General features: G+C 73.1%; 13 protein-coding genes. 3 read left to right on the plus strand and 10 right to left on the minus strand.

From position 1 onward, the window contains the following. Window position 1: 1 nt before the first annotated feature. Both Sdia_RS25585 and Sdia_RS25590 read right to left on the minus strand, forming a co-directional pair. Entirely contained in the window at window positions 2–1,432 is a 1,431-nt protein-coding gene (locus Sdia_RS25585; RefSeq protein ID WP_185393424.1) for a sensor histidine kinase, read from the minus strand. Beyond that, window positions 1,429–2,094, minus strand: a complete 666-nt coding sequence (locus Sdia_RS25590; protein WP_100454986.1) for a response regulator transcription factor — start codon at window positions 2,092–2,094, stop codon at window positions 1,429–1,431. The genes Sdia_RS25585 and Sdia_RS25590 overlap by 4 nt, the downstream gene beginning before the upstream one ends. 119 nt (window positions 2,095–2,213) lie before the next feature. On the opposite strand from Sdia_RS25590, the gene Sdia_RS25595 reads away from it, so the two are divergent. From Sdia_RS25595 to Sdia_RS25605, 3 genes are all read left to right on the plus strand, one after another. Continuing rightward, a complete protein-coding gene (locus Sdia_RS25595; protein ID WP_189499765.1) occupies window positions 2,214–2,825 on the plus strand; it encodes a PepSY domain-containing protein in 612 nt (203 codons plus the stop codon). Window positions 2,826–2,988: 163 nt separating this feature from the next. Further along, complete coding sequence (locus Sdia_RS25600) at window positions 2,989–3,642, plus strand: hypothetical protein (protein WP_229830075.1); 654 nt, start codon at window positions 2,989–2,991, stop codon at window positions 3,640–3,642. Between the two features lie 132 nt (window positions 3,643–3,774). Continuing rightward, window positions 3,775–4,662, plus strand: coding sequence for a hypothetical protein (locus tag Sdia_RS25605; RefSeq protein WP_229830076.1), 888 nt, complete (start codon window positions 3,775–3,777; stop codon window positions 4,660–4,662). A 93-nt stretch (window positions 4,663–4,755) separates the two neighbouring features. Here the strand turns inward: Sdia_RS25605 and Sdia_RS25610 are convergent, their stop codons facing one another. The 8 genes from Sdia_RS25610 to Sdia_RS25645 are packed head-to-tail and all read right to left on the minus strand — an operon-like array spanning window position 4,756 to window position 12,013. Next, window positions 4,756–6,108 carry an ammonium transporter gene (locus Sdia_RS25610; protein ID WP_100454982.1) on the minus strand — a complete coding sequence of 451 codons (1,353 nt, stop codon included), beginning with the start codon at window positions 6,106–6,108 and terminating at the stop codon, window positions 4,756–4,758. A 26-nt stretch (window positions 6,109–6,134) separates the two neighbouring features. Then, the gene (locus Sdia_RS25615) at window positions 6,135–7,076 is read right to left on the minus strand and encodes an urease accessory protein UreD (protein ID WP_115068062.1); all 942 of its coding nucleotides are present in this window, start codon (window positions 7,074–7,076) and stop codon (window positions 6,135–6,137) included. A gap of 1 nt (window position 7,077) precedes the next feature. Continuing rightward, window positions 7,078–7,698 (minus strand): urease accessory protein UreG, encoded by a 621-nt coding sequence (gene ureG / locus Sdia_RS25620; RefSeq protein ID WP_115068061.1) that lies wholly within the window; start codon window positions 7,696–7,698, stop codon window positions 7,078–7,080. A gap of 32 nt (window positions 7,699–7,730) precedes the next feature. Next, the gene (locus tag Sdia_RS25625) at window positions 7,731–8,477 is read right to left on the minus strand and encodes an urease accessory protein UreF (RefSeq protein WP_189399981.1); all 747 of its coding nucleotides are present in this window, start codon (window positions 8,475–8,477) and stop codon (window positions 7,731–7,733) included. Between the two features lie 4 nt (window positions 8,478–8,481). Further along, window positions 8,482–10,206 (minus strand): urease subunit alpha, encoded by a 1,725-nt coding sequence (gene ureC / locus Sdia_RS25630; protein ID WP_100454974.1) that lies wholly within the window; start codon window positions 10,204–10,206, stop codon window positions 8,482–8,484. 1 nt (window position 10,207) lies between these two features. Further along, entirely contained in the window at window positions 10,208–10,675 is a 468-nt protein-coding gene (locus Sdia_RS25635) for an urease subunit beta (RefSeq protein ID WP_100454973.1), read from the minus strand. Beyond that, complete coding sequence (locus Sdia_RS25640; RefSeq protein WP_189499766.1) at window positions 10,672–11,706, minus strand: sirohydrochlorin chelatase; 1,035 nt, start codon at window positions 11,704–11,706, stop codon at window positions 10,672–10,674. Before Sdia_RS25640 ends, Sdia_RS25635 begins: the two co-directional genes overlap by 4 nt. Before the next feature lies 1 nt (window position 11,707). Continuing rightward, window positions 11,708–12,013, minus strand: coding sequence for an urease subunit gamma (locus Sdia_RS25645; RefSeq protein WP_100454968.1), 306 nt, complete (start codon window positions 12,011–12,013; stop codon window positions 11,708–11,710). Between the last annotated feature and the right edge of the window lie 22 nt (window positions 12,014–12,035).

Genomic DNA, 12,035 nt, shown 5'->3' on the forward strand with positions numbered 1-12,035 from the left:
GCTACGAGGACACCAGCGGCAGCCGGAGCTCGAACAGGGCGCCGCCCTCGGGGGCCTCGCGGACGTGCAGGGTGCCGCCGTGCCGGGCGGCCACGTCGCGGGCGATGGCGAGGCCGAGACCGGCGCCGCCGTCGTCGCGGCTGCGCGCGTCGTCCAGACGGACGAACCGCTCGAAGATCCGCTCCCGCTCCGGTCCGGGCACCCCCGCGCCGTCGTCCGCGACCGAGACGACCGCCTCCGGCCCGTCGGCCCGTACCCGTACCTCGACCCGGGAGGTGCCGTGCCGCTGGGCGTTGTCGACGAGGTTGCCGACCACCCGCGCCAGCTGGCCGCGCGACCCGGCCACCTCCACGGCGGCCCCGCCGTGCACGGTGACCGGCAGCCGGTCACCGGCCCGCTGGGAGACCTCCTCGCGGACCAGCGCCCCGAGGTCGAGCCGCCCGCCGGTGGGCCGCTCCCCCGCGTCCAGCCTGGCCAGCAGCAGCAGGTCGGCGGCGAGCGCCTGGAGCCGTACGGTGTCCTCCACGGCGCCCGCCACGTCCAGCAGTTCGGGGTGGGCGAGGCCGACCTCGAGCTGGGTGCGGAGCGAGGCGATGGGGCTGCGCAGTTCGTGCGAGGCGTCGGCGACGAAGCTGCGCTGACGCTCGACGGACGCCTGGAGCGCGGTGAGGGTGGCGTTGGTGGCGCGGGCCAGCCGGGCGATCTCGTCGTGCGTGGCCGGTTCGGGGACCCGCCGCCCGAGGTCCTCCGACGCGGTGATCGCGGCCATCTCTCGGCGGATGCCCTCCACCGGCTTGAGGGCGCGCCCGGTCACGCCCCAGGTGACCCCGGCGACCACCACGAGCAGCAGGGGCAGGCCGATCAGCATGACCGTCTGCGCGGTGCTCACCGCACCCTGTTCGGCGGCGAGCGGGGCACCCGCCCAGACGGTGAGGCGGTCGTCGTCGTTCTCCACCTCGACCGCCGAGAAGCGGTAGTCGGCGGTGTGCCCGTCGACGGTGGCGGTGCCCTCGCCGCGCTCGACCTCGTCGGAGATCTCCCCCGCCTCCAGCCGGTCCCCGTCGTCGTCCTCGTCGTCGCCCCCGCCGCCCGGCTCGCGCAGCGCCCCGGGGTCGGGGTGGACCGCCCCGGTGCCCGTCCCGCTGATCCGCTCCAGGTCGTCGCTGACGGCCAGCAGGCGGCCCTTGGAGTCGACCACCTGGACCGGACGGTCCTCGTCGTCGGGCAGGTCCAGGTCCTCGTAGGCGGTGCGCGCCGCCACCTTCGAGGCGACCTGACGGGCCGTGGCGTCGGCCTGGGCCGCGGCCTCCTGGATGAGGTTGGAGCGCAGCGACAGCAGCACGGCGGTGCCCGCGGCGACGAGCGCCACCGCCACCACGAGGGTCGCGCCGATGGTCGCCCGGGCCCGTACCGAACCGAAGAGCCGCTTCACCGGCCCGCCTCCAGGCGGTACCCCATGCCGCGCACCGTGCGGATGGCCTGGGCGCCGAGCTTGCGGCGCAGGGCACTGACGTAGACCTCGACGATGTTGGGGTCGCCGTCGTAGGCGAAGTCCCAGACGTGCTCCAGGATGTCGGACTTGGAGACCACCTGACCGGCCCGGAGCACCAGTTGCTCCAGCACGGCGAACTCCTTGGCGGTCAGCGCGACCTCCTCGCCGTCGCGCTGCACCCGGCGGGCCGCGGTGTCCACGCGCAGCCCCCCGACGGTGTGCACCGGGGAGGCGCCGGCCCCGGCCCGGCGCCGCAGCAGGGCCCGCACCCGGGCGACCAGCACCACGTAGCTGAAGGGCTTGGTCAGGTAGTCGTCGGCACCCGTGTCGAGCCCCTCGGCCTCGTCGTACTCGCCGTCCTTGGCGGTCAGCATCAGGATCGGCACCTCGTTCCCGGCGGCGCGCAGGGCGGCGCAGACCCGGTAGCCGTTCATGCCGGGCAGCATGATGTCCAGGACCAGCAGGTCGTACGGGCTCTCGCTGGCCCGGTGCAGTCCTTCCAGCCCGTCGTGGACGACGTCCACGGCGTACCCCTCGGCGGTCAGCCCCTTCGCCAGGGACAGGGCCAGCCGCTTCTCGTCCTCCACGATCAACAGGCGCATACGCCAAGCCTCCCAGAGCCTGCCTGAAGCCTTCTTCAGCCTCCTTCAGCGGGGCTTCAGCCTCCCTTCGGCACAGTGTTGTCCGTACCGCAGACCACTGCCTTACGGGAGGAACCACCATGAAGCGCAACGCCGTCATCGCCGCCCTCACCGCCGTCGCCGTGATCGGTGGGGGCGCGGCCGCGGTCGCCGTCAGCTCCGGCGACGAGGCACCCGCCACCGCCGCCTCCGCCGACCGCGTCGGTCTCGTCTCCGAGCAGGGGCCGACCGCCACGGCCGACCGCGACGACGACCAGGACGACGACCGCGACGACCGCGACGACCGCGACGACAAGGGTGCCGCCGCCGGCCCGGGGAACGTCACGGCCGCTCAGGCCATCGCGGCGGCGCTGAAGCACACCTCCGGGACCGTGCTCTCCGCCGACCTCGACGACGACGGGGACGCCCGCTGGGAGGTCGAGGTCGCCACCGGCGGCAGCACGGTCCACGAGATCGACGTGGACTCCACCAGCGGGAAGGTCCTGCGGGCCGAGACCGACCGGGACGAGGACGACGCGGCGGCGGAGCTCGCGGCCGTCAAGGGCGCCAAGGTGTCCGCCCGGGACGCCGTGGACGCCGTCGACGGGGCGGTGACCTCGGTCGAGTTCGACGACGGGCGCTGGGAGGTCGAGGTCGGCGAGACCGACTGGACGGTGCCGCTGGACGCCCCGCGCGCCTCCCGCGAGGGGTGAGCGGCCACCCAGGCGGCCCACCGGGCGCGCGGACCGGCGCGCCCGGCGGCACAGTGGGGAGCGCGGTCGGCCCCGGCGCGCCGAAGCCACGGTCGGCTCCGCCCCCGACGGGTCCACGGACCGGCCCCCGGGGAGGCATCGAGGGGGCTACCGGGAGGAAGTCGTGGACAAGACGCCATTGGGGAAGTTCGCGGAGAACCTGCTGCGCCGACGCTCGGGCGCCTCGCACGACGCCGAGCGGGCGGGCGAGCCGATCGCCTTCGGCCTGGAGGGCCCCCTGGTGCTCGGTTTCGTGGAAGGCGGGCTGGACACCGCCGACGAGGCCCGGCTGGCCGAGGAGGTCGCCAAGACCCTCCCGCTGCGCTGGTCCCTACCCTCCCGCGCCCTGGAGCGGCTGAACCTCCTCTCCAACCACCTCGGCGGCGAACGCGGGCTCCTGGAGTGGCTGGACGGGCACCCGGGTCTGCCCCGGCTAACGGCCCGCCTCCTGGTGCTGGTGGACGGTCTGGAGCGGTACACCGACGACCCGGCCGTCGTCACGGCGGTCCGCGACTTCCGGGCCGGGCACGGCCTCCCCGAGGAGTTGCGCGGCGTGCTGCCGCCCGCCACCAGCGCCGAGACCCTCAGCGACCTCTCCTCCCGTCTCGACCGGCAGCTCTTCGACCACGATGTCGAGGGGGCGCGGAGCCTCGGGCTCGCGACGAGCCGGTGGCTGCGCGACGCGGCCTCGGCCGCCACCTCGCCCTCCCCCGGGCTGACCGAGATGGGAGAGGTGATGGCGCGGCTGCACGAGGACCTCGCGGCGGCGTCCACCTGACCGCGCGCGCTTGCCCCGTCCGGCCGCGCCCCGCTGGTCGGCGGGGCCGGACGGTGGTGCGATGGGGACCGCGGAGGGGGCGCCCGGGGCACCGGTCACCGGGTGGCGACCTGGCACCCCGGAGAGGCCCCCATGAAGACGCACCGCCCGCCCCTGCCGCCGTTCCCCGGCTCAGTTCCCCCCGCCCCGGCCCGGCCCGTCGGGGCACGCGTCGGGCGCACCGCGCCCCGTCTCCTGACCGCCGTCGTGGCCACCGGCACGCTGCTGGCCACCGCCGCCTGCTCCGGCGGCCAGAGCGCCCCGGCCGCCCGCCAGAGCGCCGCCCCGGTGCGCCAGGCCGAGGACTCCCCGTCCCCGTCCCCCTCGGCGACACTGACGGACAAGAGCGCCCGCGAGGCGCTGATCACCGAGGCCGACATCGAGGAGCAGTGGAGCAAGGCCAAGGACCCGGGGTCCTGGCGGGACTCCCTGCTCCTCGGCCAGGTGGACGCCGCCGAGTTCCTCACCGGCAAGAGCGACGCCAAGGAGTGCCAGGGCCTGGTGGACGCCCTGTACGACGACACGCTCCTCGGCAAGCCCTCGGGGCCGTCCGCGCTCGCCGGTTTCCAGCAGGGCGAGCAGCGGCTGCTCTACCAGGTCGGTGCCTACGACAGCACGGACCTTCAGAAGTCGATGAAGTGGCTCGGCACGCTCCCCGAGTCCTGTGACACGTTCACCCTCACCGGCGAGGGCGGCGGCAAGCGGTCCGTCGAGGTGGTCGAGGCGTCGCTGCCCAAGGTGGGCGAAGCCCGGCAGGGGTTGTCGGTGCGGGTGAAGGGGGACAGTGACGGCCAGCCGGTCACGCTCAGCCTGGACGTCGCCGCCGTGCGGATGGGCACGGACGCCTTCACCGTCATGAACGGCGGCGTGGACGGAGCGGACCCCTCCACCACGAAGAACGCGGTGCAGCAGGGCGCCCACCGGCTCGAGGAGGTCCAGGCGGGACGGACCCCCGCCCCCACGCCGAGCACCATCGAGTAGACGGCGCCCCGGCCCGCCACGGCGCCGGGGACGCCGAACGGCCCGTGCCGACCGGTGGTGAACCGGGCGGCACGGGCCGTTCGGCGGTGCTGTTCAGCCCTCGCGGTTGTCGCGCAGGAGCCGGCGGATCTCGGTGAGCGTGCGCTCGTCGAGACCGCCCCGCCCGCCGGTTCCGGTCAGGGCGTCCACCTGCTCGGCGGTACGGATGTCGTAGGCCCGCTCCTCGTCCGCGCCCGGCACCGAGCGGTACGCCTCCTTGTCGGAGAAGCCGACGACCACGTCCACCACCTTGGCGATGAGCCAGGTGACCACGAAGGAGTAGGCGGCGACCGCGAGGATGGCGACGACCTGGCGCCACAGCAGCGAACCACCGCCCCCGTAGAAGACGCCCTCCTTGCCGGCGACGCCCTCGGTGGCGAAGAAGCCGACCATGAGCAGGCCGACCAGGCCGCCGGCGCCGTGCACGCCGACGACGTCGAGGGTGTCGTCGACGTTGATGCGGTACTTCAGGGTGATGGCGAAGGCGCAGACCAGGCCGGCGACCAGACCGGTGATCAGCGCGCCGACGGGGTCGACCTCACCACAGGCCGGGGTGATGGCGACCATCCCGGCCACCGCCGCGGAGCCGACCCCCGTCATGGTCACCTTGCGGGTGCGCCAGTACTCCACCAGCGGCCAGGTGACCATCGCACCGGCCGCGCCGAGCTGGGTGTTGATGAACGCGGTCGCGGCGGTGCCGGTGTCGCGGACGGCGGAGCCGGCGTTGAAGGCCAGCCAGCCGAACCACAGCAGCGCCACACCGATCATGACCAGCGGGATGTTGTTGGGACGCGGCTCCTGTCGCCGGAAGTCCCGGGGGCCCCGGACGACCAGGGCCGCGGCCAGCCCGGCGATCCCGGAGTTCATCTCCACCGGCAGACCGCCGGCGAAGTCGAGCGCGCCCAGGTGGTGCGTGATCCACCCGCTGTCGGTGTCGAAGACCCAGTGGGCGAGCGGCACGTACACGAGCAGCAGCCACAGGGCCGAGAAGACCAGCCACCCCCGCATGGTCGCCCGGCCGGCGATCGCCCCGCTGATCAGCGCCACCGTGACGATGGCGAAGCCCATCTGGAAGGTGGCGTAGATGTACGTCGGGAAGGAGCCGGTCAGGGTGTTCGGCTCGATGTCCCACATGAGGACGTGGTCGAGGTTGCCGATCAGCCCGAGGCCCCCGACGTCCGGGCCGAAGGCGAGCGAGTACCCGATGAGGAACCAGAGGATGGTCACGAAGCACAGCGAGGCGAAGCTCATCTTGAGCATCACCAGGACGTGCTTGGTCCTGACCATGCCCCCGTAGAAGAAGGCGAGAGCCGGTGTCATCAGCAACACCATCGCCGCGGCGGCCAACATCCAGGCGGTGTCGCCCGAGTCGTAGGCCGGCGGCATGGGCGCGGGGGCGGTGATCATGGACAAGGTCTCCTGATCGACGGGACCTACTGTTTACGCAGGTCGGGGGCGGGATGGCCGAGGAGCAGGCGGCGCACCGCGTCCCAGGCCGTGTGGACCGCCGCCGTGACGCACGGCTGCTCGTGGCCGAGGATCCGGGTCCAGGCCCCGCACGCCTCGGGCAGGACGCTGGTGCCGTGCAGCACGTCGGCGTCCGCCAGCGACCGGTGCAGGGTGTCGGCGATCTCCTGGGCGGGCCGCCGGGTGCTGACCACGTGGACCGAGGCGACGTGGTCGTGCCCGGCGAACACCCCGGGCCCGGTCACCCCGCCGACGTCCTCGGGACGCAGCCTCATGGTGTCCACGGCCAGCAGCGTGCCGTCCGGACGCCGGATCTCCAGGTCGCTGGTGAACACGGTGTACTCGTGCCGTTCGCCCCGCGCCAGGCGCCCGCCGGTGACCGTCTCGGCGTAGACGACCGTGGCCGTCTCGTCGGCGGTCACCACCGAGCTCTGGTGGAAGCGGGACCCGGCGAAGGGGATGACGGCGTCGGGGAGGTACTCGACGTAGGCGCCCTCACCCGCGGTCAGGTGGACCCGCTGCGTCGCGTAGTCGTGCTCCATCCGGTAGACCTTGGTGGCGGCCTGGGTCGTGAACAGGGCCTGGGTCCCCGGGCCGCACACCAGGTCCTGGCGGTAGCGGTCGGCCTGGGCGACGCCGCCCCCGGTGGCCATCACATAGGTGAAGGCCATGCCGGGGACGGCCGGGTCGACGTAGAGCGGCCGCATGATCTGCAACGGCGTCTTCTGGTAGCGGCCGACCAGTTCCGTACGGTCGCCGCGCAGGGCGAACTCCAGGTCGAGGACGCCGACCTTGGCGGGAGAGCCCGGCCCGAGCGTGTCGGGCCGGGAGGCGAGAGCCGAGACCTCCGCGGGGAGGACGGCGATTTCGTAGTGCTCGGGGGCGAGCCGGTCGCGGACGGCCCTCACGTCACACCAGTACCGTGCGCCGGGACTCCAGGTACGCGACGACCTCGTCCACGCCCTTGCCGGAGAGGCAGTCGGTGAGCTGCACCGGCCCCTCGCCGCGCACCCGGTGGGCGTCCGACTCCATGACGTTGATGTCGGTGCGCACGTACTGGGCGATGTCGATCTTGTTGATGACCAGCAGGTCGGAGTCGGTGATGCCCGGCCCGCGCTTGCGGGGCATCTTCTCGCCCTCGGCGGTGTCCAGGACGAAGATGAAGAGATCGACCAGGGCCGGGCTGAAGGTGAGGGTGAGGTTGTCGCCGCCGCTCTCGTACAGGAGGATGTCGATGTCGGGGTGGCGCTCCAGCATCTCGGCACCGGCGGCCAGGTTCATCGTCGGATCGTCGCGCACGGCGGTGTGCGGGCAGGCCCCGGTCTCGACACCCACGATGCGGTCGCCGTCCAGGAGTCCGTCGAGGGTGCGCCGGATGTGCTGGGCGTCCTCCTGGGTGTAGATGTCGTTGGTGATGACCCCGGGCCGGCGCCCCTGGTCGATGAGGATCGGGACGATCGCCTCGATGAGGGCGGTCTTCCCGGAACCGACGGGTCCGCCGATCCCGACCCGCAGGACGTTGTCGCGCATGGTGCTTCCTCTCTGGTACCGGCAGGGCCGGTTCAGCTTGCGAAGAGCCGGGCCTCGGCCCGCTCGTGGCGGGCGGACATGACGTCCGCCGCGAAGGTGGTGGCCCCGAGGTCGCCGAGACCGCGGGCGAGTGCCCGGTCGGTGGTCTCCTCGATGACCGGGGCGGTCCGCCGCAGCAGGACCTGGGCCAGGCGGTGGTCGGTCAGCCGCAGCCGCAGCGCCGCGCCGGCGAAGCTCGCGCAGAACGCGAACAGGTCGGCGGCGACCGCCTGCCGGACGGGAACCCCCGTGGCCGCGTAGACGACTCCGGCGGCGACCGCCTGGGTCCCCGGCGCCCGGCGCGCCTCCACCTCGCGGTGGTAGCGGTCGATCCCCGGCTTCTGGAAGACCTCGGCGGCCAGGTCGAGCAGTTGGCGCCCGGTGCGGGTCGCCGCGCTGCGCATCTCGCGGTTGAGCTTGGTGGCGTTCAGCCGCTGGTCCACGGCGGTCACCGCCTCCCAGTCCCCCGCCGTCGCGGCCCGGTGGGCCAGAGCCAGCGCCGTGGCGTCGCAGGGGCCGACGCCGTGGCGCAGCAGGTCGTTCAGGAGGACCGGGAGGGATGCGCGGTCGACCGCGCCGGCCTGCGCGAACCCCTCCAGGCTGTGGGACAGCGTGTAGAAGCCGCTGGGGAACGCCGAGTCGGTGAGCTGGAGGCTGGTCAGCAGGTGGCCCAGGGCCGTCACCGGCGTCCCCGGGCCGCGGGCGGAACCGGCTCCCTCAGCACTCTCGTCGCGGTACACGCGCTCAGGCCAGGAAGAAGAGCTGGTTGAGCGGCAGCTTCTGGGCCGGGTCGATGGTCACGACCTCGCCGTCCACCGTGACCTTGTACGTCTCGGGGTCCACCTCGATCTTCGGCAGGGTGTCGTTGCGGACCATCGAGTGCTTGCCGATGGTGCGGGTCTTGCTGACGGGCAGCACCCTGCGTTCCAGACCGAGCCTCTCGGGCACCCCGGCCGCGATCCCGGCCTGCGACATGAAGGTGACGTGGGTGGCCTGCATCGCCTTGCCGTACTGGCCGAACGAGGGCCGGTAGTAGACCGGCTGCGGGGTGGGCAGCGAGGCGTTGGGGTCGCCCATCTGGGTCCAGGAGATGATGCCGCCCTTGATGACCATCTTCGGCTTGGCCCCGAAGGAGTGCATGGGCCACAGGACGATGTCGGCGAGCTTGCCGGTCTCCAGCGAGCCGACGTGGTCGGAGATGCCGCAGGCGATGGCGGGGTTGATGGTGACCTTGGCCAGGTAGCGCAGCACCCGCTCGTTGTCGTTGCGCGCGGAGTCCTCGGGCAGCGGCCCGAACGCCTCCTTGCACACGTGCGCGATCTGGAAGGAGCGGGTCACGGACTCGCCGACGCGGCCCATCGCCTGGGAGTCGGAGGAGACGATGCTGATGATGCCCCGGTCGTGCAGGACGGTCTCGGCGGCGATCGTCTCGGCACGCACCCGGCTGTCGGCGAAGGCGACGTCCTCGGGGATGTCGTGGCTGAGGTGGTGGCAGACCATCACCATGTCGAGCAGCTCGTCCACGGAGTTCTTCGTGTACGGCAGCGTCGGGTTGGTGGAGGAGGGGAGCATGTTCGGCTCGCCGGTGACGCGCAGGATGTCCGGCGCGTGGCCGCCGCCCGCCCCTTCGCTGTGGAAGGTGTGGATGGTCCGGCCGTTGATCGCCGAGCGGGTGTCCTCGAAGAAGCCGCCCTCGTTGAGGGTGTCCGTGTGGATGGCCACCTGGACGTCGTGCCGGTCGGCGACGGAGAGCGAGTTGTCGATGACCGCGGGCGTCGAGCCCCAGTCCTCGTGGACCTTGAGCGCGGCGGCGCCGGCCACGATCTGTTCGTCGAGGGCCTCGGGGCGGCTGCCGTTGCCCTTGGCCATGACACCGAGGTTGACCGGCAGGTCCTCGGCGGACTGAAGGATGCGGGCCAGGTTGAAGGGGCCCGGGGTGCAGGTCGTGCCGTTGGTGCCGTCGGTGGGGCCGGTGCCGCCGCCGAAGAGCGTGGTGATGCCGTTGCTGAGGGCCTGCTCGCACTGTTGCGGCGAGATGAGGTGGACGTGGGAGTCCATCGCCCCGGCGGTGGCGATCAGGTGCTCCCCGGCGATGACCTCGGTGCCCGTGCCGACGACCAGGCGCGGGTGCACGCCGTCCTGGGTCTGCGGGTTGCCGGCCTTGCCGATGCCCGCGATGAACCCGTCCTTGACGCCGATGTCGCACTTGATCACGCCGAGCACCGGGTCCATGACCACGGCGTTGGTGATGACCAGGTCCAGGGCGCCCTGGGCGGCGGTGGCCTGGGGGTCGGAGGACATGCCGTCGCGCATCGTCTTGCCGCCGCCGTACACCACCTCGTCCCCGTACGAGCCCTCGCGCACGTCCTTCTCGACCTCTACGACGAGATTGGTGTCGGCGAGCCGGAACCTGTCGCCCACGGTGGGGCCGAAGAGGTCGGCGTACTGCTTGCGGGAGAGGGTCGGCATGTCAGTGGGATCCCTTCTTGTTCTTCTTGGCCTCGCTCTTGTCCGAGTCCGCGCCCTTGTGGCCGGTGGGCCCGGCGTTGATCTGCCGGCCGTCGGCGCGGGCGCCGAGGAAGCCCAGCCGCTCGGCCCGGCTCACCGCCTCCGCGCAGGCGGTCTGCGAGCGGACGCTGCCGTTGAGCAGGCCGCTGAAGCCGTGCAGCCGGCCGGTGCCGGCGTAGGTGCACAGTTCGACCTCGTGGGTGCCGCCGGGCTCGAAGCGGACGGCGGTGCCGGCGGCGATGTTGAGGTGCATGCCGATCGTGGCGTCGCGGTCGAAGTCCAGCGCGGAGTTGGCCTCGAAGAAGTGGTAGTCGGAGCCCACCTGGACCGCGCGGTCACCGGTGTTGCGGACGGTGACCTTCAGGGTGGGGCGACCGGCGTTGATCTCGATCGGTTCGTCGGCGTACTGGTAGCGCGGGGGAAGCGTCATCGCGGACTCCTGTGTGAGGGGACGAGGTCGGGAGCGGATCCCTGATGCTCGACGGGGGACTCCCCCGCCGTCCTCGGTGCGGGGGACAGTGCCCGGTGGTGGTCGCCACCGCCGTCCGGGCCGTGGCCGTGGCCGTCGTCGGCACCGTGGGAGTGACTGTGGCCGTGCCCGTGCCCGTGCCCGTGGCTGTGCCCGTGGCCGTGGGCGTGGCTGTGGGCGTGACCGTGGCCATGGCTGTGGCCGTGCCCGTGGTCGTCCGGGCCGTGGCTGTGGGCGTGACCGTGGCCATGGCTGTGGCCGTGCCCGTGGTCGTCCGGGCCGTGGCTGTGGGCGTGACCGTGGTCGTGGTCCGCGGCCAGGGCGCGGTCCACTCCGTCGTCGCCGGAGCGCTCGTACCGCTCCCGTGCCTGGCGGACCCGCGAGGCGAGCACCCCGGCGGCGGCGGACGCCGACAGCAGCGGCCCGCCGTACTCGGCGTGCGCCACGCCCGCCGGCTCCGGCACCGCCCAGGCGGCCGGCAGCACGACGGCGCCCGGCGCGCCGAGCGCACGGCAGCGCCACACGCCCTCCGCCAGGTCCGGAGCGCCGCCGAGCAGGGCGACCTCGACGACGCGGTGCCGCCCGTACTGGCCCACCAGGCGGGCGGTGCGGAAGAGGTCGGCGTCGCTGAACGGGTCGCCCGAGGGGGCGGTGACCAGCAGGGCCCGGTCGTCGGGGACCCGGTTGGCCAGCGTGCGCAGCCAGCCGACGAGGTGAGCGGTGGTGCCGAACGGCTCGGCCAGCAGGGTGCCGGCCCGCTCTCCCGCGTCGAGGGCGAGCAGGGTGCGGGCGGCGTCGGCGACGAGGGAGGGATCCCGTCCGAGGGTCATCGGCACCACGCAGACCCGTTCCCCGGCGGCCCGAGCGGAGCGGACCTCGCGGACCAGCTCCCGCCCGCCGCCCACGCGGGTGACCTCGGGTCCCAGCACGCCGGCCAGGGCGGCCGCCCCGTCGCTCTCGTGACCGCCGACCGCGATCACCCGGTCGGTCATCTCAGCCGCCGATGGGGTCGTGGCAGGAGACGAGCTTGTTGCCGTCGTCGAAGGTGGCCTCCACCTGGAGCAGCGGAAGCATCTCGCGCACTCCCGGCATGGTGCCGTCCTCGTCGACCACGTGCCGGCCCAGCTCCATGCAGTCGGCGACGCTCTTGCCGTCGCGGGCCCCCTCCAGGATGGCTTCGGTGATCAGCGCCACGGACTCGCTGTAGTTGAGCTTCAGCCCACGTTCGCGGCGCTTGTGGGCCAGGTCGGCCACGACGTAGATGAGGAGCTTGTCGATTTCCCGGGGTGCAAGGTTCATGGCTGCCTTCCTCGATGGACGT

This window comes from Streptomyces diastaticus subsp. diastaticus (genome assembly GCF_011170125.1).
GTDB lineage: Bacteria > Actinomycetota > Actinomycetes > Streptomycetales > Streptomycetaceae > Streptomyces > Streptomyces diastaticus.

Excerpts from the sequence above, each read along its gene's own strand:
- Sdia_RS25595 (WP_189499765.1), top strand. The coding sequence starts at position 2,214 with ATGAAGCGCAACGCCGTCATCGCCGCCCTCACCGCCGTCGCCGTGATC.
- ureC (WP_100454974.1), bottom strand. The coding sequence starts at position 10,206 with ATGCCGACCCTCTCCCGCAAGCAGTACGCCGACCTCTTCGGCCCCACC.
- Sdia_RS25645 (WP_100454968.1), bottom strand. The coding sequence starts at position 12,013 with ATGAACCTTGCACCCCGGGAAATCGACAAGCTCCTCATCTACGTCGTG.
- Sdia_RS25605 (WP_229830076.1), top strand. The coding sequence starts at position 3,775 with ATGAAGACGCACCGCCCGCCCCTGCCGCCGTTCCCCGGCTCAGTTCCC.
- Sdia_RS25640 (WP_189499766.1), bottom strand. The coding sequence starts at position 11,706 with ATGACCGACCGGGTGATCGCGGTCGGCGGTCACGAGAGCGACGGGGCG.
- ureG (WP_115068061.1), bottom strand. The coding sequence starts at position 7,698 with ATGCGCGACAACGTCCTGCGGGTCGGGATCGGCGGACCCGTCGGTTCC.
- Sdia_RS25635 (WP_100454973.1), bottom strand. The coding sequence starts at position 10,675 with ATGACGCTTCCCCCGCGCTACCAGTACGCCGACGAACCGATCGAGATC.
- Sdia_RS25590 (WP_100454986.1), bottom strand. The coding sequence starts at position 2,094 with ATGCGCCTGTTGATCGTGGAGGACGAGAAGCGGCTGGCCCTGTCCCTG.
- Sdia_RS25610 (WP_100454982.1), bottom strand. The coding sequence starts at position 6,108 with ATGATCACCGCCCCCGCGCCCATGCCGCCGGCCTACGACTCGGGCGAC.